Below are 25,669 nucleotides of genomic sequence, written 5' to 3' on the forward strand. Positions count from 1 at the left end.
CATAAAAAAAATGTCCAGCAGCACCCGAAACATCATACCCGGGGCGGGAATTGGGTCGGGGGTTGGAATGAGCTCGAATGGGTTCATGTGGCAACTCCTGAACGTTGATGCCTTGAATGTGTCGGTTATAACGCTTTGTCGGCAAGATCGGCAACAGTGCAATCGACGATGTTGCCGTCAAGGTAGATTGTTAGAGATGCGTTATCATCGGCAAGGGGTTTTATCAAGGCTTTTGTAGGGGCATCGGCAATTGGGGTCAACGCCCATGCGGCAAGACCCCGATGAAAGGAATCGGCGGAAGCCAGAAACGGCGTAATGTACGGTGCGGCGTACTCAACGAGACCGGAACGGGCATGGGCGAGTCGACCGATGCCCCAGAGAAGACCGCGCTGAAGAATGGGATGTTCCAGAAAATTGCCGTCCGTCATGACATAGGAAATCAGAATCCGATGATATTCCTCGGCCAGCCGACGATTTCGTGCGGTGATGTCGCCCATGGCTTCCGGGCACCCCCATCCGATGCCGCCTGATTCGTCATTGAGTTGCCACATCATTCGGCGGATAACGACTCTGGCCGATTCGACGGCCCCGCTGTCCGCCATTTCCGATACCACGATACCCATGGCAGATATGGCCCGCCAGAATACGATATCGTTACCGAAAAAAAAGGAAAAAAGAGGGCCGATGACCTGTCGATGGGGATAGCGTCGGATGCCCTCAACGGCGTTATCGAAACGCTTTTCGCGTAACAGCTCCGAGATCTCCTTTTTGAGTGTTCGACTACCGATTCGACTACCGATTTTTTTCGCTGCCATGGAACCTGCCTTAAAAAGCCTTGTCGGCCCGAGTCTATCTGCGGCCGGGAATAGGATATGAGATCATCACCTTTTAAAAGGTGATGATCTCATATCCGTCTTTTTGGAAACGGGCCATGCCGGGATGGCCGTTCATGTCGTTGAGCAAGGGGAGATCTTGCGCCTTGGCGGCGTTCAACGTGCCCATTTTTCTGGAACAGGCTTCGCAGACGCCCCCCACCAGACCTGCGGTCCGAGCTTTTTCCCAGAGACCGTTCAAAGGATGATCCGCAGCTGCCAGGACAGGCGTCAAGCCCGTCGCGGCGCCCTCCACAATGATCAGGACGTCGTCGCCTCCCGATTTCATATCGAGAGCGTTCAAAAGGACGTGGGTGAAGCACATGGGGTCTCCGTTGAATACGAAAACAGCAATCTTTTTCATAGGCCAAAACCTCCTGATCGATAGTGACGAGGCTGTCCCAATGTCGGATTATTCTGTCCAGGAAATGCAGTCTTCAGGACAAAGGGCGATGGCCTCATCCACCTCGGCTTCGGGATAGAATTCAAGGTCCGCCACCTGAATAAAACCGAGATCGTTAAAACTGAAAACGGTCGGGCTTACCGCGATGCATGCCCCACATCCATTGCAGGCACTTAAATCTATTTCAGGTCTTCTCATGAGTGATTTCCGGAAGCCTTGACGGCCGCCGCAATCTGTCGGCCGAAGGCAACACATCTTTCTATTGCGTCGTTATCCGGGACGTATTGATGCTTAAGCCCCGGGGCGACCATATTGAATTTCATTCCGGCCAATTCCTTTTCCAGAATTTTGACGGATTCACCGCTCCATCCGAAGGAGCCGAAGGCTGCTCCAATCCTGTTTTGCGGTTTGAGTCCTTTCATATAGGTCAGAAAATCAGCCACTGTCGGAAAAATACCGTTGTTCAGGGTGGGGGAGCCCACCACTATCGCCCTGGCGTCACAGACCTCCGTCATGATGTCGCTGCGGTCGTGCTCCCGCAGTTTCATTGGACGAACATCGATGCCTTCGGCATGGAGACCGTCGGCGATCGAGAGGCCCATTTGCTCAGTGCTGTGCCACATGGTGTCGTAGACCACAACGGCTTTGTCATCCAGCTCCTCCTGGCGGCTCCATCGGGTGTAGGCATCGATGATACTTGACGGTTTTCGCCACATCACGCCGTGATCAGGGCAGATCATGCGGATATCCAGACCCATCTTGATCACTTTGTCAATCAGTTTCAGAATCAACGGCGCGTAAAGAAGAAGAATGTTGGCGAAATATTTTTTGGCATGAAACATGATCTTCTCGCCGACCCTATCGTCGAACTGTTCATGGCCGGCATAGTGTTGGCCAAATGCGTCACTGGAAAATAGAATTTTGTCCTCTTTGAGATAGGTGAACATGCTGTCCGGCCAGTGCAGCATTCTCGTCTCGATGAAGCTGTATGTCTTGTCCCCGAGCACGAGATCTTCTCCCTCCCGGATTTCCTGGAGATTGAAAGCGTCCACGAAGTGACGGGACAGATTTTTCTTCCCCATGTTGGAACAATATATGGGCTTGTCCCGACCGATCAAATTCATGACATGAGGCAAGGATCCACTGTGATCCATCTCCGTGTGGTTGCTGATGACAACGTCGATTTCAGACGGATCAACGATGCCGGCGATGTTTCTGAGAAACTGATCGGCGAAGTTTTTTTTGACCGTATCGATCAGGACGGTTTTTTCCCCGAGAACCAGAAACGCGTTGTAGCTGGTGCCCATGTGTGTCGAGTATCCGTGAAAATCCCGGATGGTCCAGTCGATGACGCCGACATCATAGACCCCTTTGGCAATTTGAACCGGTTTCATGCTTTTCCCTTGTGTGTGTTATGCGGTTTGATGAAACAGTGCAACGGAAAAAGGCAATGCCCTTGACACCGTTGGATTTGGCGAAAAGGGCATCTGAATCGATCTATAACACTTAAACGTGATAAACCGAAGGACTACAGGCTATTCTTCAACCTCAAAATCGCTTTTGCCTGCGCCGCAAATCGGACATTCCCAGTCATCCGGCACGTCCTCAAATGCCGTTCCGGGGGCGACGCCGTTGTCCGGATCGCCTTCCGCGGGATCGTAGACATAGCCGCAAATGGTGCATACGTATTTTTTCACTGATGCCTCCTGTTTGTTGTTTGAACGGTTAAATGTTACGGTTAGGTGTCCAACTGGTCGATCAGCTCCGAGACACGCTTTTCGGTTTCATCCCGGAGAATTCTTATGGAATCGATATCCTCTCCTTCCGGGTCTGGAAGGTCCCACGCGATTCTCGCCGCATCCGGTGTCGTCTCGATATCGTCACATCCCATGGTAACGATCATGTCAGGGCAGCCGGCCTCGACAGCCGCTTCGATGGATGCGGGAATCCGAAACCCCATGTCGATGCCCTTCTCGGCCATGACGTCTTCCACCAAGGGGTCGACCTTATCGGCAGGGTCTTTCCCGCCACACATCACTTCGATTTTGTCTCCACCCATCAATTGGGCGAACGCGGCGGCGATTTGACCTCTCGCGGCATTCCGGCGACTTGCAAAGAGAATTTTCTTGCGGCCCGTATAGGGCTTGAGCAGCTCGCCAACCGCTGCGGCCACATCATCGCGGACACCCGGATGGCGCGCCATGTCCCCCCGATGCTCGATCTGCCAGTAGTAGAGGCTCCCCGAATATTGAGCACCAACAGCGTCGAAAAAATATTTGGCCGTCAGGTCGACGCCCAGGAACAGGTTCTTGCCTTTGGTGGCGCCCTGACAAAGCATGAACCCGCGACGCATTCGCCGGTTGGGGTCGGTCAGCTTCAACCGGTAATTCCGCGCCCACAAGGTCTGCGAGCGGTCGATCAGGGCCTTGAGCTGAGCGGTGACATTATAAAAAAATACAGGAGATGCCGGTACCACCACATCCGCCTTCCGAAGCAAAGGATAAATCTCGGGACCCATGTCGTCCTTGATGGGGCAGAAACCCTTCCTCTCGCAGGTCGTGAACTCCTTGCAAGGTTCGATGTGTTTCCGGCAGACATCGACGATGTGGGTTTGAGCGCCATATTTTTGAGCCTCTGTCATGAACAGTGACAACAAAAATTCGGTGTTGCTCTTTTTACGAGGGCTTCCCTGTAGTCCAAGTACGAACATCTTGAGGTTTCCTTTATCCTGGTTCAGTAAGCATCTTCTGCGGCAAGGTCCGCCTTTGTCACCTTCCCTTTGAAAAGATTGTAGGCCCAGATCTGATAGGCCAAAATGATGGGAATGAAAATGATGACCACGGTCAGCATGATCTTGAGCGTAAGGGGACTTGACGAGGCGTTCAGGGCTGTGATGTCGGCCGCCCTGTCCACGCTGGAAGGCAGCATGTTCGGAAACAGCCCGATGAGGCCGAAAAAGGTGCAGCAGATGATGGCCAGAGCCGATGAAAACCACGCGGTGAAATAGGCTTTTTTAATCAAAAACCACTTGACCTGAAGGAAAGCCGCAAGGTTGATCAGCACGAGCAGAAACAACACCGGGTTGGCATAATAGTTGTCGTAAAGTCGGGTTTCGAACCTGGTGGCGGTCAAAAAAAGGAGTGCAACCGCTATAAGTATCCACCAGAGGCCGTGGGCGGTGCGAACGGCCCGATCATGCAGGTCGCCGTCGGATTTGATGGATAGCCACAAAGCGCCGTGCTCCAGAAAAAGAAAGAGAAACAACAGACCGCCCAGAAGGCCGTAACCGTTCAGGAGGCTGAAAAGGTTGCCGTGGTAAATGCCTTCCGCATCGATGGGGATCCCTTTGAAGAAATTGGCGAAGGCCACCCCGAATAAAACCGCAGGGACAACACTCCCGAAAAATACACAGAAATCCCATACCTGGCGCCATATCACGTTTTCCACTTTCCCACGGAACTCCATTGCAACACCCCTGAGGATCAGTGCAAAGAGAATCAACATCAGCGCCGAGTAGAGCGCGGAAAACATGGTGGCGTAAAGAATGGGAAAAGCGGCGAAGGTGACCCCGCCCGCTGCGATCAGCCAGACCTCGTTGCCGTCCCACAGAGGTCCCATAGCATTGAGCATGACTCTTTTTTCGGTGTCGTTTTTAGCGAGAAACGGCATTAGCGTGCCGATGCCGAAATCAAAACCGTCGGTGACGAAAAAAATAGCCCACAGCAGCCCCCATAGAAAAAACCATGTAATCTGCAATTCCATGTTTACACCTCCTCTTCGACCGGTACCGGTCCTTTTTTAGCATTTTGCGCCATCAGATAGAAACCTGCGGCACCCAGAAGGCCGTATACGAGTATAAAACCCGCAAGAGATATGGCCACCTGGACCGGATCCACGGGAGAAGCGGCATCAGCCGTTTTCATCATGCCATAGACGATCCACGGCTGGCGACCCACTTCGGCCAGAATCCAGCCAAGCTCGTTGGCAACGTATGGCAACGGTATGGAAAACATGATGATTTTGAGGAAAAGAGGGAATTCGGTCAGGCGGTTGCGCACGAACAGCCCCACCAGCGTGATGAAGATAAAGTAGGTGCCGAGTCCCACCATTCCCTTGAATGCCAGGGAGGAAATGAATACGGGCGGCCGGTCTTCCTTGGGGAATTCCTTGAGACCCCGCACTTCCGCGTCGACATTTTTGAACGCTAGAAAACTGAGGAGGCCTGGAATCTTTCCAATTTCAATGAGGTTGGCTTCTTTCTCTTCGTCCGGAATGGAAAAGAGATAGACGGGGGCCTTGGGTTGCGTTTCCCAGAGGGTTTCCATGGCGGCGAGTTTTGCGGGCTGGACTTCGGCGACATGAGCGGCATGGAAATCCCCATGAACGACCACGAGGACGGCAGCGACGAAGCCGGTGAACAGGGCGATTTTAAAGGAGCGGGTGAAGAATTCCACCTGTTGTTTTTTCAGTAGATGGAACGCGCTGATGCCCATCACGAAGAAAGCGGTAAGAACAAAAGCGCCGGCGATGACGTGGAGGAAAATCATCCACCCAAACTTGTTGAGCACAACCTGAAGGAAACTCACCAACTCGGCGCGACCGTTTTGAATGTCAAATCCCACGGGATGCTGCATCCAGCCGTTGGCGATCAGTATCCATACCGCGGAAAGAGTAGACGCGCCCGCAATCAGCCACATGACGGTTGCATGGGCTTTTTTCGAGAGCTTCCGCCATCCGAAGACCCAGACGCCGATCATGGTGGACTCCAGAAAAAAGGCTGCGGTGGCTTCGATGGCCAGAAGAGAGCCGAACACATCACCAACATAGGCGGAATATCCGGACCAGTTGGTACCGAATTGAAATTCCAGGGTAATTCCTGTGACAACACCAACGGCGAAGTTGATCAGAAAAAGCTTTCCCCAGAACTTGGTCATGGCGAGATAGGTTTCGTCTCCGGTTCTGACGTACTGGGTCTCCATATAAGCCACGAGAGTGGAAAGGCCTATTGTCAGCGGGACAAACAGAAAGTGAAAGATGGTTGCGGCAGCGAACTGCAGGCGCGATAGCAGCACGACATCCATAGCTTCTCCTTAGGAAAGATCGAGAGGTTGGTTTTACAAAGGTATCCGCTTATCGGGTTCTTCCCCGACCATTCCCCAAACCGCCCCTGTCGGAGCAGATTGGGGAATGGTACAGAGTGATGGAACTATGTATGAAGTCCGGCCGGTTATCGGGGAGTGTCCGATTTTGCCGAGCCGTCCAGCGTGCATTGGGTGAAATCGATCGTTTTACCGCACTTGTCACAGGTGTGGGGACGATCGAATTCATCGGAGAAAATTTCCTTGGTCTCTCCGCATTCAGGACATTTGCAGCTGAAGGACTGAAGGTTCTTGAATTGCTCGAATCCCGGGCAGTGTTGAGGGGTGCTGGTCATGATGTTCTCCTTGGTTGTTCAGGTGATGCATTTAAACCGCCGGCGACCAAACGCCATCTACAACCAAAGGCGATGCCGCCGGCGACTCGAATCACTGGATCCTTTTGTCCACATCCGTCTTGGAACAATCCGGTGTGTAACAGGTATTATCTATAAACGCGCAAGGTTGATGACAACTGGAACATTTTCCGGGAGGCTGTCCGGTTCCGAGCACGCATCCGCAATTCCGACACGTCCGATGGTCATGGCAACCTCCTTTATTGAGCCTCAATTACTCAATGATCAGGCTTTCCATAGGCCGTGAAGGTTGCAGTACTCGCGTGCCGAAACCTGATTCGCGGCAATGTGGAAAACGGCTTCGGGGGCGTCTCCGGGTTTGAGAAATTCACGATATGCCTTACCGTCGGCGATGAGTTCGATCCATTGGATATAATGCTTCTCCTCCATGGGGTGTGCGACGCTTCCCACGGTCACTTTGAAGCCGTTATCAACCTTTTCGATGACCGGCACATGTTTTTCCTTGGCGGCATCCACGGTATTTTCAGTCATCAATTTCATGGGCTTGCCGCAACAGACCAATTCGCCATCACCGCCTTCCAGGACCTCTACAATATTTCCACATGCCTCACATTTGTAGACTTCCAGCCTTTTTGCCATAGTGGTTCTCCTTTCTGTTGATTACGGCAATAGATAGGCATCCCCATCAAGGGATGCACAACTCTCCTCCTCAAGCGCATATCCGGAGGCGGCATTGCGCGCCGATCTCGATCACATCGGCAGAATGTTCCGCCCGCACAGCGCATACCCGCTATTGTTGTTGATGCGCCTGTATATCCAACTCTTCTTACATTTTATTGGTTGACGTTGTAAAGCGCTTTGTTTCATATTAAAGAACTCGACTTTCGACTGTCACAGGCCGTATCCTCCCGGCACCGCTTTCCGGTCACCATCATGAAAGTCGAAAGTTGAATAGAGAAGCTTCATTTATATCATCTCCGCGTAATTTTTCAACGCGTCGGGAGAAACCATGCTAAGGTTCGGTTGTCTATCGCGAGGGCGGATCAGGGATACGCTCCGCAGCATCGCCTGTTATTGCCGAACTCTAAATAGGAACAATTCCTAATTAACAAATATCCAGCTTTGTTTCAAGGATTTTATTCTGTACTGTTTTGACGGTCGGCCTCATAAGACCCTTTTTGAGGTATCTGTAATCGATTTGACGACAGGCTGTCGGGTACGGGAGGCTTCGATCTGAAAACGGTCGTTTTTGATGAACAGTTTTAGCCCCGTGTGGGAAGAGACAGGGTGTGCGGTTAATGAACACGGATGAAATCTACAAGACATTGGTCAAGACAGATCCTTTCGAAATACTGGCACCGGAGGTTTTGGCCGCACTTGCCGAAAAAGTGGAGGTCAAGACTTATGCAGCCAACACTTATGTCTTCAAGACAGGAACGCCAAGCCTGGATGTGCTTTTCATCATCCATTCGGGGCTTGCCGAAACGGTTGTTGTCAATGACAAGGGATCAGAAATGGTGATCGGTCTCCGGCGCCCCTATGATTTTTTCGGCGAAACCGTCGTTCTTTCTCAACAGTGCTATCCAGGGGCCGTTCGGGCCAAAGAGAAACTGGTTTGCTGCCTTGTCCATCGTAAAGACCTCGAAAAATTGATTTACGATCATCCTGAGTTCTGTGGTTTTTTCAACGTCTTGTTGGCGGAGAGAATGCGGTTGCTTTACGAGGTGCTGGTGGAGGAGCACTCCAAAGGAGGGTATTCGGGAATCAGTCAGATGGAGCCCGAGTTTTTCAAGAAGCGGGTCAGCGAGGTGATGGCACATCCCCCCATCACCTGTCGCGTCGACGATCGGGTCACGGCGGTTTCCAATATTATGGCGGACAGGGACATCAGTGCCATTGTCGCTTTGGATCGCGAAAACAGACCGCGCGGGATTCTGACGGAAAAAAATCTTGTCAAGTATCTCATTGCCAAGCAGACTTATCCGGTAGAAACCTGCCGGGTTGACAACATCATGTACAGCAATCTGGTGGAAATCAGCCCTCATGCCTTCATCGGTCAGGCTCTGGTCGCCATGATGCGCAGCAAAACCAAAAACCTCATTGTAATGGAACGGGGAAACCTCGTGGGCGTGGTCACGCTGGTGGATCTTATTAAAACACAGAGCACCGGAACGCTCCTTCTGACGAAGGACATCGAATCTCAGCCGGATGTGAGAGGGCTTGCGATGGTCAGCCGGGAAATCGACAATATTCTGAATGTCATGATCGAGGAAAACGCCTCCGCCGCGGAAATCTTCAACGTGATGTCGGAACTCTATGAGCGCATGACCCGGAGGGTCATCCAACTTTCCGAGGAACGCATGAAATTGAATGGCTGGGGGCCGCCGCCGGTGGAGTATTGCTTTATCAACATGGGGAGCGCCGCAAGGTATGAGCAGGCACTTCCCACCGACCAGGACAATGCCATCGTGTATGCCGATCCGGAAGATGCCGATGCAGGCAACGTTGACGCCTATTTCAAAACGTTTGCCGAGTTCATCGTTGAGGCGTTGGCACAATGCGGCGTTGGAAGATACGGCCTTGAGGTCATGGCAGATAATCCGAAATGGCGACGTTCCCTCGGTCAATGGATGATGCTGATCGATCAATGGATGACGCAGCCCGACCGAGAACTGGATAAAATTATCGGACATCTTTTTGACTTCCGACCGGTATGGGGAAATATGGCATTGGGGGAAGCCCTCAGGGAAAAGCTTTTCCAGGCGATCGAATCGGGGATCGGCAAAAATCGGTTGGGGGAGGGGAATTCCGCCGAGTATCACCTCCCCATCAGTTATCTCGGCACGTTCATTACCGAGAGGGGTGGACCGCACAAAAACGAGATGAACCTCAGGGCGTCGGCCATCCTGCCGATGGTCAACGGCATACGGCGAAAGGCCCTTGCCAACCGAATTATCGAATCGTCAACGTTGGGACGACTTGCCCAATTGGCCGACGCCGACGTGCTTTCGGAAAAGGACGCCAGATTTTTTCAAAGGAGTTTCGAGGACCTGATGATGCTTAATATCCGGGAAAATCTGAAAGAACTCAAACAAGGAAAGCGTCCGGACGATTATATCGATCCTTACAGCTTGAGAAAAAGGGAGCGGGTCGCGCTCAAGGACGCCCTTGCCGGGGTATCGACTCTCCTGGATATGCTTCGGGAGGAATAATGCCGGCAAGGGGGCGATATGATCCTTTGTGGTGGGACTTTCGCCCGTGAAGGCTGCTCTTTAATAGAATGCCATTCAGTTTGTAAAGAAACGGCAAAAAACATATTGACAACCTACGCTGTGAGCGGGTAAAATGGCTTTCAGAATAAGATCGAGCGCTCGTTCAAAAAGAAGTGAGCGTGTTTTTTATGTCTCGATTAAAAGACCGAGCGCTCGCTCATATTTTGGCTTAAAGGGGGTGAAGAGATTATCAAACGATGAGCCTTGGTTTTCGGGGTTGACGGATGGAGTATTTGGAGATGTTCAAGCGACAGGGAGATATGAATGGGCCAGACGCACAACATGGCGGATTATGACGAGGTCTACCGATCCTTCAGGTACAGGGTTCCCGAGCATTACAATTTTGCCGGTGACGTTATCGACAAATGGGCCGAACATCCGAATAGGCTGGCCATGTGGTGGGTGGACGACAATGGTCTCGAAGTCAAAAAAACCTTCCGGGAATTGAGCATCATTTCTAAAAGACTGGCAAACGCCTTAACGGACCAGGGCGTCAAACCGGGCGACGTAGTCATGCTGATTCTTCAAAGAAACATCGAGTGGTGGGAAGCGGTTACGGCGTGCATTCGAATGGGGGCCGTGGTGGCGCCCGGGACCACGCAGCTGACCGCCAAAGATCTCAAGTTCCGCGCTCAGAAAGCCGAGGCTGTCTGTATCATCACAAATCCGGAGGTTGCCGAGAGATTCGACTCGATTGCGGATGAGTGCCCTTCCGTCGTATCCAGGATCGTTATATCCAATACCGTGGAGGGATGGTCGTTTTACGACGATATCGTAGCCCGGGGATCCGATGTGTTTCTCACCGCCGAAACGTCGAGTCGGGACGGCTGTATCCTCTATTTTACCTCGGGAACCACGGGGCTTCCCAAAATGGCGCTTCACACCCACGCATCCTATCCCATCGGCCATTTCACCACGGGGAAATATTGGCTGGATCTTCGCGAGGACGACCTCCACTGGAACATCAGCGACACCGGATGGGCAAAGGCTGCCTGGAGCAGCTATTTTGGCCCATGGATTTGCGGTTCTGCTTTGTTCATTCATCATACCAATCGGTTTGATCCCTTGAAAACCCTGGAATTTCTGTCTCGGTATCCGGTGACGACGCTCTGCGGCGCGCCGACCGTATACCGAATGTTCGTGTTGCAGGATCTGAGTCGTTTCACGTTTCCGAACCTTCGCCATTGTGTCGCCGCCGGCGAACCTTTGAATCCCGAGATCATCGAGGCATGGAAGACGGCCACCGGCTGTACCATACGAGACGGGTACGGCCAGACGGAAACCGTTCTGTTGTGCGGCATGTTTCCCTGCATCGAACCGAGATTCGGGTCCATGGGTAAACCTTCGCCCGGCATCGATCTCGATGTCATAGATGGTGAAGGACATGTCGTACCACCCAATACCGAAGGAGATATCGCCATTCGCGTAGCGCCCCATCGGCCGCTGGGATTGTTCAGAGAGTACTGGAAAGAGTCGGAAAGAACCGCATCGGCCTTCGAGGGTGACTGGTATTTGACGGGAGACCGGGCCTACAAGGATGATGACGGATATTTCTGGTTCGTAGGCAGGTCTGATGATGTCATTTTGACCTCCGGATATCGCATTGGTCCGTTTGAGGTGGAAAGCGCCCTGATTGAGCACCCCGCCGTCGCGGAGTCGGCGGTTGTATCCAGTCCCGACGAAACCCGCGGTGCGGTGGTGAAAGCTTTCGTCATTCTGGCACCCGGATACACCGGAAATGACGTACTGGTAAAGGAGTTGCAGGACCATGTCAAGAAGGTCACCGCACCCTATAAATACCCCCGGAAAATAACGTTTGTCGAATCGCTTCCCAAGACGATCAGCGGCAAGATCCGAAGGGTCGAACTGAGAAGCATGGAGTGGGGAAAGGCGTAATTCAGTAGAGGAGTTTTTCATCAATTTGAGGGGTATGGGTCCGGTTGGGGAGACCGGCGTATCCCCACCTACATCCAAGGGAGGAACGTATGGCACAAGCAGATGTTGTTCAACCTGGAAGTTCAATCAAAACCGAAGCAAAACAAGCGGCCGCCCACGGGGAACTGACCGCCCGCTGGGGGCAGCCCCTCACCGGCATCATTTCCCTGGCTTCGTTTACGGCTATCGCCTGGGTTCTCTGGTACATCTTCAGCGATCCCCGGGGACCGGTGGGTTTATTCCCGTATCCGTTTGTCATGTATCTGGCCATGATGATCCTGGTAGGCCTCTACCAGCATATGTTTCTCGGCGACTGGCCCTTTGAGAAGCTGCCTCAACCCACCCGGGGAATCGTCCAGACGATCCTGAACCTCATCATCGTATGGTTCATGATTCATGTCGTTTTCTACCGGGTCCTGGGGCTCGGGTTCAATTTTCTAAGTCAGAGCAACCTCGAGACACTCGCGGCTGCGGGACAGACCGGCGCTTTGGATCTGGCCGCCATGCAGGCCAACCACTTTGCAGAGAGCGCCGTTGTTTGTTTCGTGTTGATCGGTTTCTACAGTTACCCCTTTGTCACCATCCTGTTCGGCAAATGGCCCATTCGGCCCAGCGACCTTCCCCAGCCCCAGGCCGGTCTGGCGGAAATCGCATGGTGCTCCATGTGGACTATGTTCTTTTATGCGGTCTTGATCGTGCCTTTCTGGGGTCAGGTCTTCGGTGTAGCGTTTGGAAGTTCTTACGGCCTGAATACGCCCTGGTGGGGTGGTATATCCGGGATCACCCATGTCCATTGGGTCTTCGGCTGGTGGGAATGGATGATCATCATCCTGTTCATGACGCCCAATGTCTGGCGTATGAAGCCCTGGAGCCTCATCAGCCTGCCGCAACCATGGAAAGGTTTGATTTCATTTGTAATCAATGTTTGTTTAGCGTACCTCATCGCCCTGTTCTGTGTCAAGATCGCCCCGTTGTGGCTGCCCCATGACGTTATCCATCACCTGCAAGAGGCGAAACCCGAGAATGCCGAACTGCTTCGGTTCCTTTGGTATCACGCCGCGGAAATCGCCGGATTTACCCTGATCCCGTTTCTGGCGTGGCATCATTATTTTGACGACATGGTTCCCATGGCGGACAAGGATTCCTGGGCGGCCTTCTGGTTCAGGACCGTGGGCGTTCTGGTATTCTGCGCCATCGGCTACATCATTTTCTATTATATCGGCTGGGGAGATTGGGCTCTCGGGAATCCGCACTGGGATCACAAATTCGTTCACGGCGAGTCCCTCATCTGGAACTTCTGGTGGATCATTCCCCTGCTCTGGAACGAATGGTTCTTCCATAAGTGGCCGTTTTATACCCATGAAGGTCATTGATTGAAGGCATAATTCAGCGCCGGCGGGGACGTTACCGCCGGCGGTTTTTCTGAGAAGTTTGATCCAACGGCAATGAACGAAGGAGGAATGAGATGACACTGGAAGAGATCAAGCAAGCGGTGCTGAAGTTGAGTCCGGCAGACCAGAAGCGGTTGATTCTTGAGGTCGTTCCCGAGATTTGGGGCGAGGCCTGTAAAGATGAAGCGTGTGTGCTCAAAATTCGCAGTCTGGTGGACGAGGATACGGTCAAAAAATATCGCCAGCAGCACATGAATGGCATCTAGGGGAGAGGAAAATCCGCATGTCCGACAAAAGCGTCTATTATGATATCCTGACACCTGTTCATTTCATCAGCCGGTCTGCCGCTGTGTATGATGATAAAATCGCCGTCATTTATGGGGACAAAAGTTATTCCTACACGGAGTTCTATCAACGCGTGAACCGTTTGGCCAGCGCGCTTAAGAAGATCGGCATCGGCAAAGGGGACAAGGTGGCGTTCATCTGCCCCAACACCCCACCCATGCTGGAAGCCCATTATGCCGTTCCCATGATCGGCGCGGCCCTGGTCAGTATCAACATCCGCCTGTCTGCAGGAGAGATCGCTTATATCATCGATCACTCGGACGCCAAGGCCGTGTTTGCGGACAATGAATTCGCCGAACTCGTTGCGCCTGTTACCGGTGAACTGCCCAAGGTCAAGACCTATGTCAATATCTGCGATATCAGCCGGGATCGACCCCTGGACGGCATGGAATACGAGGAATTTCTGAACACCGGATCCCCCGACCCCATCGTGCCGGATATCGATGACGAATATCAGGTGAGCACCATCAATTATACCTCCGGCACCACGGGTCGGCCTAAAGGGGTGATGTACCACCATCGGGGGGCTTATCTCAACGCTCTGGGCGAACAACTGGAGTTCGGGACCAACAGCCGATCGATCTATCTCTGGACCCTTCCCATGTTTCATTGCAACGGCTGGTGCTTCACCTGGGGGATTACCGCCATGGGCGCTACCCACCTGTGCCTTCGTAAGGTGGTACCGGAAGAGATCTATCGACTGATCCGGGAAAAAGGGGTGACGCACCTCTGCGCTGCGCCGACGATTCTGATCGGCATGTCCACCTATGCCACTCAGCACAATATAAAATTGGATCATCGCCTTGAGATCATGACGGCCGGAGCGCCCCCGGCACCGACGGTTATCCAGAACATGGAGGACATCGGCGCCAATATTACCCAGACGTATGGACTGACCGAAGTTTTCGGCCCCCACAGCGTATGCCAGTGGCAGGCAAAATGGGATGACCTCCCCCTTGAAGAGAGAGCGCAGATCAAGGCTCGGCAGGGCGTTCCCTATATTGTCGCCATGTACATGGATGTCGTGGATCCCATTACCATGCAGCCGGTCCCCAGGGACGGACAGACCATCGGCGAGATCGTCATGCGGGGCAACAACGTGATGCTCGGATATTACAAGGACCCGGAGGCGACTGCGGAAGCCTTCAAGGGCGGGTGGTTCCACAGCGGCGACCTGGCTGTCATGCATCCGAACAATTACGCCCAGATCATGGACCGGAAAAAGGACATTATCATCAGCGGCGGCGAGAATATCTCGACGGTGGAGGTGGAAAACATCATTTACAAGCATCCCGATGTCATGGAGGTGGCCGTCATTCCCATCCCCGATGAAAAATGGGGCGAGGTTCCCAAGGCATTCGTCGTTCCGAAGCCCGGCAGCAATCCTTCCGCTGAAGACATCATCAGTTTCTGCAAAGAGAACCTTGCGCGGTTCAAAGCCCCGAAATCCGTGGAATTTGGAGAACTTCCCAAAACCGCCACCGGCAAAATTCAGAAATTCAAGCTGAGGGACAAGGAGTGGGCAGGACGAAAGCGGAAGGTGAACTGATTTTGCTTTCGTGGTCACGTTTGAATAATACGAGGGATGAAATGGACGTGAAGTTTGCCGTATCTCCGGGAATTCGCGTCCGATTTTATATTTAACGGAACGAAAACGGATCGTTGTCCTTCGCATCGAAAAAAGCAACGACAATATCCTGCTCGGACCCACGAAATTGAGGGAGAAGTGTTATGCAGCTACCACAGTTTGAAGTCGGTAAAACCACCATCGGTCAATTGGTCGATCTGGTTGCGGACCAGTTTGGCGACAGCAAGGCATTGATGTATCACGACTACGGGATCGACTATACCTATCGGGATTTTCAAAAGGTCTGTAACGATGTTGCAAAAGGGTTCATGGCCCTCGGGGTAGAAAAGGGAGAGCACATCGCCATATGGGCCAACAACGTTCCGGAATGGGTGCTGTCCCAGTTCGGTACCGGAAAAATGGGCGCTGTCCTGGTCACCGTCAACACCAGCTATCGCAGTTTTGAGCTGGAGTATCTGATGAAACAGTCCGATGCTACGACGCTTGTGCTGATCAGCGGGCTTCGGGAGCCTGACGAGTACCTCAAGGTTGTCTACGATGTCTGTCCCGAGCTGAAGGATTGCGAGCCCGGGAAGCTCGAAAGCGCCAGACTCCCGAAGTTGAAAAATGTGGTCCTCCTGTCCAAGGAGCGCCAGCCGGGAATGTTTATCTGGGACGACGTTATTGAAATGGGGCGTTCCATTTCCGATGCCGAGCTCAAAGCGCGGCAGGATTCGATGGATCCTCATGACGTGATCAATATGCAGTATACCTCGGGGACCACCGGATATCCCAAAGGCGTTATGTTGACCCACACCAACTTGATCGGCAACGCAAAGAGCATGGCTGAGTGCATGGCGTTGTCATCGAAAGACAACCTTTGTATAACGGTTCCTTTTTTCCATTGTTTCGGCTGCGTTATCGGTACATTGTGTTCCGTTGTTTCGGCCACCTGCATGTCGCCGGTGCCGTCATTTTCAGCCAAGGCGGTGTTGGAGGTTGTCGAGCGCAACAAATGTACGGCGCTTCACGGTGTTCCGACCATGTTTATCGCAGAACTCGAGGAGATGGAAAAGCGATCCTACGATACCTCTTCATTGAGGACCGGTGTCATGGCGGGGTCGCCATGCCCCATCGAGGTGATGAAAAAGGTTGTGGACGTCATGGGGGCCAAGGAAATGACCATTGTTTACGGGCAAACCGAGGCTTCCCCCGGGATCACGCAGACGCGTCGCGAGGATTCGCTGGAACTCCGGGTGAGCACCGTCGGGCGGGCCCTGCCCAATGTCGAGGTCAAAATCGTCGATCCGGCCACGGGAGAGACGGTGGCGCCGGGTGTTCCGGGCGAGCTGTGCTCGCGAGGATATCATGTCATGAAGGGGTACTACAAGAACCCCGAGGCCACAGCCGAGGCCGTCGATGCCGATGGGTGGCTGCACACGGGAGACCTGGCGATCATGGATGCCAACGGATATTGCAAGATCACGGGACGCATCAAGGATATGATCATACGCGGCGGTGAAAACATCTATCCCAGGGAGATCGAGGAGTTCCTCTACACCCATCCCAAGGTCCTGGATGTTCAGGTTGTGGGCGTTCCGAGCACCAAATACGGGGAAGAGGTGGCCGCTTTCATCAAACTCAAAGAGGGGTATACGGCAGATGAAAATGAGATGCGGGCCTTTTGTAAAGACAAGATCGCCTTTCACAAGATTCCGGCATTCTTCCTTTTTGTGACGGAGTATCCCACCACCGCCAGCGGCAAGATTCAGAAATACAAGCTGAGAGAAGAGGCGACCAAGGCTCTGGGACGTGAGGAGGCTGCCAAGATCGAAACGGCTTAACTTTTTCGACATGACCGACGGCGCGGCCTGACGCCGTCCTGAAAGCACCTGCTTTTTGTTGCGCGGGTGCTTTTTTTTTTATATCGGATCTGGTAAGTAGTGCCTGTATTCCGCCGCACGCCGCCAGGGTCGGGCGGCCGCCATGACCTCTATAAAGGAGAGATGATGACACCGTTTGAGTTGGTCAACACTATTAACAAGGAAATTTCGACTTACACACCGAAACTGTCGGCGGCCGTCAACAAGGCCTTGCTCTATTACGGAGACGGCAGTGCGTTGGTCGGCGTCGGTCATGGAAAAAACGAAAACGACGAGATCTCTATCAATGAACATGAATCCATCATCGTCAAGCCCGATGAATCGCCGTTGGTCATGCTGAAGATTATGCAGGCGGCGGACCTGATGGAATCCCATTCAGCCTGGAAACTCATCGTGGACGCCAAACCCGCCGATAGGAACGGTCGAATGGAATTGAGATATACCCTCATTCGCAACAAGAGTCTTTTCTGATATCCGCAACTTTCGACTTTCATAGGCCGTATCCTCCCGGCACAGCTATCCGGTCACCATCATGAAAGCCGAAAGTTAAGGCTGAAGGTTAGAGAAATGGACCCGTAACAAACGGGATTGCCTATCCCCCTTCAGCCTTCAGCCTTCGACGTTCAGCCTCTATCCAGTCGCCATCATGAAAGTCGAAAGTTGAATGATATCGTTGTGCCGAGGCTTGCCTTCCATGTATTCGCGATTGAAAATAAAAAGCATCGGCCGTGAACGGCGGCGGACGCAATCATCGGGTCTGTATGTCCGAATGATTTTCTTTGGCGGCAACCTCGGGATCGATGCGCCAGGTGACAAGCGGTGACAATAGATACAGGAAAAGATAGCAAACGGCCATGTGTCCCAGGTACGGGGTGAAAACAAACGTCAACAACAGCAGCATGCTCCCACGGGCAAACCAGGGCCGTCGGCTCATGAAACGGCCCAGGTGAAGATAGCGGATCGGATAGATATTCATGATAACGCCGTTCAGGACCATGAGGACGGCGCAGAATACGGCCCAGAATCGGACCCAGTCCGTCGATCCCTGCGCTGCTGCCTGGCTAAGCATGATGAGAGGCGCCGTCACAAAGAGAGCGGCCGCCGGCGTGGGCATTCCCTTGAAAAATCCTGGAATCGGGGATTTATCAAGGGTGAAGTAGATGAGCCGGATGATCCCCATGAGCGCGTAAAAAATGGCGATAGGACCAGCGGCAAGCTTTTGAACGAAAGGATCTTCGATGCCGGAGAACGCGATGTAAAACATCCATGCGGGGACGATGCAGAAACTGACCCCGTCCGCCAGGTCGTCCATGATGCTTCCCAGGTTGATTTTGGGCTTGGATTTGTTTTCGGCTTTCGGCAGCGGCGTCGTAAGTCCAAGTCGCCGTGCCATCGCGCCGTCGAGTTTATCAAAGATGGCAGCGCCGATCAATAGCAGGTAAGCCTCTCGAAACCGCCCCTGATTCGCGAAAAATACCCCCAGGAGTCCCATCATTGCATTCATCACCGTAAGTGCGTTGGGCAAAAGCGATAGAATCTGCCGGCGCAGGACGTCGTCATCCAGACAGAGGTCGTCCAGACAATAACTGCCGTATTTCCGACAGTAGGCCGCAATGGACCCAAAGGTAATGATAAGAAACAGAATTTCGATGAAAAAGAGTCCGCGAACCGGCAGACTCCCCAACCATGAGATCCAGGCATACAAGCGGGACGCGGCCGAGCCCAAAGGAACCTCGGGGACATAAAAGGCATGGGCGTAAAGCAGCGCACTGACGGGTGCCGCTACAATGGTCCTGAGGCGCGTGAACTCGCTGGGTTCCGGTTCCTGCCCCTGACGGATGGCAAAATTCCGCATGAAACTGGCAAAATTATCTCGTATTAAAACGGCAATGCACATGAACAATACGAAGATGGCGTGGAGAAGTTCGATGCGATTGAAATCCGATGAAAAGTTGACCAGTCGCCACATCATGCCCACTGCGATCAACGGGAATATGATTGAGTAGACGATTTTGTCCATGATGCGGTCGGCAAGTTGCGCCAATGTCGGGTGGGGTTGAAAGCGAGCGGCGAACCAGCCGTCCACCAGATCAAAGGTCATGGAAATGAAAAGCAGGGTGACACCCAGCGTGTATAGGGCGGGGCTGCGGTTCCATATGACGCCGACGGCACAGAGCATGCCTCCGAAAACGAGAAGGGGACGACTGTAGATCAAAATGGTCGTGGCTTTTTTGGATATCAATAACTTGCGCGACATAAGATTCTTTCTTCGGTCTTCAATCCGATTGAAGTTGATCCTCACACGGTTCCCCGATGTTCAGTACTTCCCATCTCCTGAAAAATAAGAGAAAATTCCTGGAAGAGGTTCGCATAGAATTCCTAGATAACATAAATGATAACTATACTCAACTTTCGACTTTCATGATGGTGATCGGATAGCGGGGCGCGGGCCGTATCCTCCCTATACCGGCCTATGAAAGTCAAAAATAAAAAATTGCAAAAAAAAAGCGCTTGACATGTCAAGAAACTGGAAAGTTGCCGTTGTGAAATTCCATGGATGTGGGTTTTATTTTTCTTCTCGATGATTATTATTAGTTGTTAGATTAAAATCAAAATGTTAAATGGGAAAACGATGTATAGGACAACACTGTGAATCGCGTTTAAGCCGGGAGGGCATAATGTGGGAATATTCTGATAAAGTAAAAGAGCATTTTCTGAATCCCCGAAACGTTGGGGTTATCGAGGACGCCGACGGAGTGGGGGAGGTCGGCTCCATATCCTGTGGAGATGCATTGAAGTTGACCTTCAAGGTGGATGAGAATGAACGGATCGTCGATGTCAAGTTCCAGACCTTTGGGTGCGCCAGCGCCATCGCGTCGTCATCCGCCTTGACAGAGATGCTGAAAGGAAAAACGATTGAGGAGGCCGAAAAGGTCACCAACGACGATATCGCCAATTATTTGGGAGGCCTCCCCAAGGAGAAAATGCATTGTTCGGTCATGGGACAGGAGGCCCTGGAAAAAGCCATTGCATGTTACCGGGGTAAACCTCTCTCGGAAAAGGAAGGGGAGATCGTCTGTGAGTGCTTCGGTGTGACCGATGTCGAAATTCGACGCGCCTTGACGGAGCATCGTCTTTCGGCCGTTGAGGACGTAACCCACTACATCAAGGCCGGCGGTGGGTGCGGGAACTGCCACGATCGAATCCAGGAACTCATCAACGAGGTGACGGGGCAAGCACCATCGGTCCGGACCCTACCCCCCAAGATGACCAATATCCAGAAGATTCGACTGATCGAAGAGACCTTGGAACGAGAGATCAAACCCGCCCTCAAACAGGATGGGGGCGATATCGAGCTGGTTGATGTTGAAGGCACGCGGGTTCAGGTGAAGCTCCATGGCTCCTGCTCCAGTTGCAGCGCCGCCCAGATAACCCTCAAGGACTTCGTGGAAAAAAAGCTTCGGGAATTCGTTCTGCCGGAACTCGTTGTAGAGGAGGTGTAATGATGAAAACGGTCTATCTCGACAACAACGCCACGACCGCCGTAGCGCCGGAAGTGCTGGAGGCGATGCTCCCATACCTCAAAGATCATTATGGAAACCCTTCAAGCATGTACGGCATGGCCAGACGAGTGTCGACGGCCCTCAACCAGGCACGCACGCAGACGGCCCGGATCCTTGGTGCGTCTCCGGAGGAGATTGTTTTTACGAGTTGCGGCACGGAGAGCGATAATGCCGCCATCTGGGCCGCTATCCGGTCGAATCCCCTCAAGCGGCATATCATCACCAGCCGCGTGGAACATTCCGCTGTGAAGAATCTTTGCGAGTATCTCAGTCACAACGGGTATCAGGTAACCTTTGTGCCGGTGGACGGCAAAGGCCGGCTTGATCTCGATTACCTTTACGATCATCTCAGCGAAGATACCGCCGTGGTCAGCCTGATGTGGGCCAACAACGAAACCGGCGTCATGTTTCCAGTGGAAGAGATTGCCCGGGAGGTCAAGAATAAAGGGGTGGTGTTTCATACGGATGCGGTCCAGGCTGTTGGGAAGGTCCCCATGGATATCGGTCGAACCGGCATCGATATGCTTTCGCTGTCCGGGCACAAGCTGCACGCCCCCAAAGGCGTGGGGGCGCTCTATGTGCGGAAAGGCACCAAGTTCACCCCCTTCCTTGTCGGCGGCCACCAGGAGCAGAATCGGAGAGGCGGGACGGAAAATGTGGCATCCATCGTGGCGTTGGGAAAGGCTGCGGAACTCGCCGGCAATCTCATGGCGGAGGAAAATACCCGGGTGAAAGCGCTCAGGGATCGCCTGGAGACCGGTATTCTGGCGGCCGTCCCCCATGCCGACGTTAACGGCGATACGGATCGGCGGCTCCCTAATACGACCAATATCTCTTTTGAGTTCATCGAGGGTGAATCGATTCTGCTGATGATGGATGAGATCGGTATCTGTGCCTCGTCGGGGTCCGCATGCACCTCGGGTTCTTTGGAACCGTCCCATGTGCTTCGGGCCATGGGCGTGCCTTATACCGCCGCCCATGGGTCCGTGAGGTTCAGCCTCAGCGTGTACAACACCCGGCAGGAAATCGATTACGTCATCGAGAAGCTCCCGCCGATTATAGAGCGGCTCAGGCAGATGTCGCCGTTCTGGAAATCGGTCCAGGCCGGCTGACAGTGAATATCGCGTATTGTATTCTCCCGGCACCGGCCTATGACAGTCGAAAGCTGAGACATCGGAATCACTTTTGAATCGATACTGTTTTTACCGCGGGAAACTTGCCCCGGCATTTATTGAAACTTGATTGAGCGACCGTTGTAAGCTTCTGCACGATTGGTTGCAGAGGGTTCGCATCCTATACACGGAATCGACCTGGGAATGGAGGGTTATGGGGGAGGCGACCGATATTGAGACGGCAGAGGACCTGACGGTGATCACGACCCATATGAATGCCGATTTTGACGCCATGGCGTGCATGCTTGCGGCGCAGAAACTCTATCCCGACAGCATTGTCGTTTTTCCCGGATCCCATGAAAAGACGCTTCGAAATTTTTTTGTCCAATCAATGGTTTACCTGTTCAACATGGCCGATATCCGGGACATCGATTTTCAGAAAATCCGACGGCTGGTGCTGGTCGACACTCGGCAGCCCGCGCGAATCGGCCGGTTCGCGGAGATCCTGGGGAAGGAAGACCTCGAGATTCACATCTACGATCACCATTCCGCTTTCAAAAATGACATTAAAGGCCATGTGGAGGTCGTTGAGCCTACCGGTGCGGCCATCAGCATTCTCACACGCATCATCCGAGAGCGGGAAATTCCCTTGTCCCCCGACGAGGCTACGATCATGTGTTTGGGTATATATGAAGACACCGGCTCATTCACCTTTTCCTCGACGACGGAGGCCGATTTTCTCGCGGCGGCGTTTCTGCTGGGCCAAGGCGCCAAGCTCGACATCATTTCCAATCTCACCGCTCGAGAGATGAGTTTCGAGCAGGTGGGGTTGCTGAACGATATGGTCCAGGCCCTCGTCCGTCGTCATATCAAGGGCGTCGAGATCGCCATGACCATCGTCAGCACCGAACATTACGTGCCGGACTTCGCTTTTCTGGTTCACAAGATGGTCAAAATGGAAAACATTCCCGTCATTTTCGCCATCGGCCGCATGGACAGCAAAATCTACGTCGTGGCCAGGAGTCGGATTTCGGATGTGGATGTCGGCGTCATTATCGGCAAAATGGGCGGCGGAGGGCACGCATTCGCTGCATCGGCATCCATTAAGGACAAGACGCTCGTCCAGGTGGAACAGGAACTGCTTGACATTCTATATCGGGAGATCAACTCGAGCAAGCAGGCCCGGGATCTGATGTCCTCCCCGGCGATTCGAGTCGATGCCGACATACCACTGGAGGAGGCGCGCAACCTCATGACCCGCTATAATGTCAACGCGCTTCTGGTGACCGAATCCCAAAGGGATCAGGAGGCTCTTCTGGGATACATCTCCAGGCAGATCATCGCCAAGGCGCTCTATCTCAAGTTGGACAAGGCCGTGGTGCGGGAGTATATGTCGACGGAGTTGGGGACTGTGGGGCCGGACGCCGAGCTTCCGGACATCCAGGAACAGATCATCGAAAACAAACAGCGAATTCTCCCGGTTATGGAGAACGGTAAAATCCTGGGGGTCATCACCCGGACCGATCTGCTCAACATCCTGATCCAACAGACCGATTATGCCGAGAAGAAACAGCCGGACCCCTTCATGGAAATGGTGAACGCCCGGACCCGAAGCATTCTTCGACTGATGAAGGAACGGCTGTCGGACTACATCATGGAGATTCTTGTCAGCGCCGGCCAGGTGGCGGATCAGCTGGGATTCGGGGCCTACGCCGTTGGCGGGTTTGTCCGCGATCTATTTCTTTACCGGGTCAACGAGGACATTGACATCGTTATCGAAGGCAACGGGATCGAGTTTGCCAAAACCTACGCGCGGCTCAAAAAGGCCCGCATCCATACCTATGAGAAATTCGGTACCGCCGTCGTGATTTTTCCCGACGGTTTCAAGATCGACATCGCTACGGCGCGGATGGAGTATTACCGATTTCCTGCGGATTTGCCCAATGTGGAGATGAGCTCCATAAAGCTGGACCTGTTCAGAAGAGACTTTACCATCAATACCCTGGCCGTCCAGCTGAATGCTGTCAAATTCGGTATTCTGATCGATTTTTTTGCTGCACAGAAGGATCTCAAGGAAAAGGTCATCCGCATTCTTCACAACCTCAGTTTTGTGGAGGACCCGACGCGAATTTTCAGAGCGATCCGGTTTGAGCAGCGCTTCGGCTTCAGTATCGGCAAGCTGACCGCGGGGCTCATCAAGAATGCGGTAAAAATGGATCTTTTCAACAAGCTCAGCGGCCGGAGGATCTTCAATGAACTCCGCCAGATTCTTGAAGAGGCGGATCCGACACCGGCTGTTCAGCGGATGCATGACTTTGACCTGCTCAAGTACATTCACCCAGAGCTGAAACCTTCCGCAAAGCTTCTGTCCAATTTTCAGGCTGTCAAAAAGGTTCTGGACTGGCATGATCTGCTCTTTCTGGACGAAGAATACCTTCAATGGGCGGTCTATCTCATGGTGATGCTTCGACAGTTCAAGCCGGATACCACGCGGGCGATCTGTGAAAGGTTCGAAATGGCGTCTCGGTACCAGGTTATATTCTGCGAGGAGCGATACCGGGGAGACCAATGCCTTTTCTGGCTGCGGCGGAACCTGCCCATCGAAAACAGCAAAATATACCGGGAACTTTCGGAATTTCGGGTGGAGGTGCTGTTATATATGATGGCGGTAACCCGAAACGAAGCGGTACGGAAGGCCATCTCCAACTATTTCACTCAACTTCGGCAGGTCGCTATCTCGATCCGGGGGAAGGACCTTCAGCGGATCGGCGTCAAACCGGGGCCGGTCTATCGCGAAATTCTCGATGCCGCATTGAATGCCAAGCTGAACGGACGGATCAAGACGCGAAGCGACGAACTCAACTTTGTCCGCAACTATGTGGCGTGATCCTTCCCGGGTGCGATTGACATTCGTCGAAGGGATGTTAGGTTATTTGACAGAGATATCCAACTCAAACGTCAGGAAAGGGAGGTTAAGATGCAAGCATTGGCTACACCCCCCCAAAAAATCATATTGGATCTTCAAAAGCTCAATGAACTCAACTCAAAAGGGTATGCCGGAAAATTCTGCCTGGGCGATACGGTAGTTCTGGCCTGCGGCGGATGGGAAGGCGGCCCTCGATATATCCATGAAAGGGAAGCCGTCTACGACAAAGCCACGCAAAGCTACATCGAGCGCAAGTGTTATGCCGCGCGGAAGATCAACGACTAGAATCCAGACCGACCCTGTGAAATCCCAGGGAGCGAGGCGGCATTTTTCGATGGATCGGGAGTGCCGCCTTTTTTATGCTTCCATTACCGCTTCATAAAAATCCGATCAAAACGATTGAACATAACGCTGGTATAGCCCGCCGGTGGATAATTCCACTCTTCGCCATAAACATGGATCCGTCGGGTTTCGCCGCCGGCATCATAAATCTTTCCTCCCTCTAGAACCCATGCCAGCAGTCCGCCGGTTAGATTGTACATTCTTACACCCTCTTCGGCCATTTTCTCCGCAAATTTTCCGCTGCGGTAACTGATGGTACAGTATCCGACGACAAGATCGTTCCGATAGGCCTTTGGCTGCTTCAAGAAGACTGTTTTCGGCAAGGCGCCGGGCAGCATCGATACAGCCATCTCCTCAGGGGTGCGCGTATCTACGAAAACGACCTTGCCGGTGTTCATCAGCGCCATAATCCGGGGTGCGGAGATGTCCTGGACGGTCGGGAATCCTTTTTTGTAGCGTTCGTACATCTCATAGACGATCTTTTTCTTGTCCGCGTCCGAGAGAGCGGGATCCTCGGACGCCGCCTGCGGTGTGCAGATGATTACCGCCCCGATTATGATGATAAGGCTTGTCTTGATGATTCTGGTTAATGTCATGTCCAAGATC

General features: G+C 52.9%; 23 protein-coding genes. 11 read left to right on the plus strand and 12 right to left on the minus strand.

All coding sequences use genetic code 11. The annotated features are described in order from the left end of the window. Positions 1–125 precede the first annotated feature (125 nt). From AB7S84_RS02425 to AB7S84_RS02470, 10 genes are all read right to left on the minus strand, one after another. Positions 126–815 carry a DVU0298 family protein gene (locus AB7S84_RS02425; RefSeq protein ID WP_020877049.1) on the minus strand — a complete coding sequence of 230 codons (690 nt, stop codon included), beginning with the start codon at positions 813–815 and terminating at the stop codon, positions 126–128. A 73-nt stretch (positions 816–888) separates the two neighbouring features. After that, a complete protein-coding gene (locus AB7S84_RS02430) occupies positions 889–1,236 on the minus strand; it encodes a DsrE family protein (RefSeq protein WP_020877050.1) in 348 nt (115 codons plus the stop codon). 48 nt (positions 1,237–1,284) lie between these two features. Then, positions 1,285–1,473, minus strand: a complete 189-nt coding sequence (locus tag AB7S84_RS02435; RefSeq protein WP_020877051.1) for a ferredoxin — start codon at positions 1,471–1,473, stop codon at positions 1,285–1,287. Next, on the minus strand, positions 1,470–2,669 hold the full coding sequence (locus AB7S84_RS02440) for an FprA family A-type flavoprotein (protein WP_020877052.1): 1,200 nt from the start codon (positions 2,667–2,669) through the stop codon (positions 1,470–1,472). Before AB7S84_RS02440 ends, AB7S84_RS02435 begins: the two co-directional genes overlap by 4 nt. 141 nt (positions 2,670–2,810) lie before the next feature. After that, entirely contained in the window at positions 2,811–2,972 is a 162-nt protein-coding gene (gene rd / locus AB7S84_RS02445; RefSeq protein WP_020877053.1) for a rubredoxin, read from the minus strand. 41 nt (positions 2,973–3,013) lie between these two features. After that, complete coding sequence (locus tag AB7S84_RS02450; protein ID WP_020877054.1) at positions 3,014–3,985, minus strand: NAD(P)H-dependent oxidoreductase; 972 nt, start codon at positions 3,983–3,985, stop codon at positions 3,014–3,016. A gap of 23 nt (positions 3,986–4,008) precedes the next feature. Continuing rightward, on the minus strand, positions 4,009–5,037 hold the full coding sequence (gene cydB / locus AB7S84_RS02455) for a cytochrome d ubiquinol oxidase subunit II (protein WP_020877055.1): 1,029 nt from the start codon (positions 5,035–5,037) through the stop codon (positions 4,009–4,011). Between the two features lie 2 nt (positions 5,038–5,039). Next, entirely contained in the window at positions 5,040–6,356 is a 1,317-nt protein-coding gene (locus tag AB7S84_RS02460) for a cytochrome ubiquinol oxidase subunit I (RefSeq protein ID WP_020877056.1), read from the minus strand. 146 nt (positions 6,357–6,502) lie between these two features. After that, on the minus strand, positions 6,503–6,709 hold the full coding sequence (locus AB7S84_RS02465; RefSeq protein ID WP_020877057.1) for a hypothetical protein: 207 nt from the start codon (positions 6,707–6,709) through the stop codon (positions 6,503–6,505). A gap of 282 nt (positions 6,710–6,991) precedes the next feature. After that, positions 6,992–7,366, minus strand: coding sequence for a desulfoferrodoxin (locus AB7S84_RS02470; RefSeq protein ID WP_020877059.1), 375 nt, complete (start codon positions 7,364–7,366; stop codon positions 6,992–6,994). A gap of 659 nt (positions 7,367–8,025) precedes the next feature. Here AB7S84_RS02470 and AB7S84_RS02475 point away from each other — a divergent pair. From AB7S84_RS02475 to AB7S84_RS02505, 7 genes are all read left to right on the plus strand, one after another. Further along, positions 8,026–9,939, plus strand: coding sequence for a DUF294 nucleotidyltransferase-like domain-containing protein (locus AB7S84_RS02475; RefSeq protein ID WP_020877060.1), 1,914 nt, complete (start codon positions 8,026–8,028; stop codon positions 9,937–9,939). A gap of 324 nt (positions 9,940–10,263) precedes the next feature. After that, entirely contained in the window at positions 10,264–11,895 is a 1,632-nt protein-coding gene (locus tag AB7S84_RS02480) for an AMP-binding protein (RefSeq protein WP_020877061.1), read from the plus strand. Positions 11,896–11,984: 89 nt separating this feature from the next. Continuing rightward, complete coding sequence (locus AB7S84_RS02485; RefSeq protein WP_020877062.1) at positions 11,985–13,307, plus strand: hypothetical protein; 1,323 nt, start codon at positions 11,985–11,987, stop codon at positions 13,305–13,307. 92 nt (positions 13,308–13,399) lie between these two features. Next, a complete protein-coding gene (locus AB7S84_RS02490; RefSeq protein WP_020877063.1) occupies positions 13,400–13,591 on the plus strand; it encodes a hypothetical protein in 192 nt (63 codons plus the stop codon). Positions 13,592–13,608: 17 nt separating this feature from the next. Then, complete coding sequence (locus tag AB7S84_RS02495) at positions 13,609–15,219, plus strand: acyl--CoA ligase family protein (RefSeq protein WP_020877064.1); 1,611 nt, start codon at positions 13,609–13,611, stop codon at positions 15,217–15,219. A gap of 182 nt (positions 15,220–15,401) precedes the next feature. Then, positions 15,402–17,081, plus strand: a complete 1,680-nt coding sequence (locus tag AB7S84_RS02500; RefSeq protein WP_020877065.1) for an AMP-binding protein — start codon at positions 15,402–15,404, stop codon at positions 17,079–17,081. 162 nt (positions 17,082–17,243) lie between these two features. Beyond that, positions 17,244–17,591, plus strand: a complete 348-nt coding sequence (locus AB7S84_RS02505) for a hypothetical protein (RefSeq protein WP_144016459.1) — start codon at positions 17,244–17,246, stop codon at positions 17,589–17,591. Between the two features lie 277 nt (positions 17,592–17,868). On the opposite strand, the gene AB7S84_RS02510 is transcribed toward AB7S84_RS02505, so the two are convergent. Then, complete coding sequence (locus AB7S84_RS02510; protein WP_040415832.1) at positions 17,869–19,377, minus strand: CDP-alcohol phosphatidyltransferase family protein; 1,509 nt, start codon at positions 19,375–19,377, stop codon at positions 17,869–17,871. A gap of 421 nt (positions 19,378–19,798) precedes the next feature. Here AB7S84_RS02510 and nifU point away from each other — a divergent pair, with 421 nt between their 5' ends. From nifU to AB7S84_RS02530, 4 genes are all read left to right on the plus strand, one after another. Next, positions 19,799–20,623, plus strand: a complete 825-nt coding sequence (gene nifU / locus AB7S84_RS02515) for a Fe-S cluster assembly protein NifU (RefSeq protein WP_428152828.1) — start codon at positions 19,799–19,801, stop codon at positions 20,621–20,623. Further along, positions 20,623–21,795, plus strand: coding sequence for a cysteine desulfurase NifS (nifS, locus tag AB7S84_RS02520; protein ID WP_020877069.1), 1,173 nt, complete (start codon positions 20,623–20,625; stop codon positions 21,793–21,795). Before nifU ends, nifS begins: the two co-directional genes overlap by 1 nt. Before the next feature lie 214 nt (positions 21,796–22,009). Then, on the plus strand, positions 22,010–24,682 hold the full coding sequence (locus tag AB7S84_RS02525; RefSeq protein ID WP_020877070.1) for a CBS domain-containing protein: 2,673 nt from the start codon (positions 22,010–22,012) through the stop codon (positions 24,680–24,682). A 90-nt stretch (positions 24,683–24,772) separates the two neighbouring features. Continuing rightward, complete coding sequence (locus AB7S84_RS02530) at positions 24,773–25,006, plus strand: hypothetical protein (RefSeq protein ID WP_020877071.1); 234 nt, start codon at positions 24,773–24,775, stop codon at positions 25,004–25,006. An 83-nt stretch (positions 25,007–25,089) separates the two neighbouring features. Here AB7S84_RS02530 and AB7S84_RS02535 read toward each other — a convergent pair whose 3' ends face one another. Further along, complete coding sequence (locus tag AB7S84_RS02535) at positions 25,090–25,659, minus strand: rhodanese-like domain-containing protein (RefSeq protein ID WP_020877072.1); 570 nt, start codon at positions 25,657–25,659, stop codon at positions 25,090–25,092. Positions 25,660–25,669 lie beyond the last annotated feature (10 nt).

Source organism: Desulfococcus sp. (assembly GCF_050178255.1).
Lineage (GTDB): Bacteria > Desulfobacterota > Desulfobacteria > Desulfobacterales > Desulfococcaceae > Desulfococcus > Desulfococcus multivorans.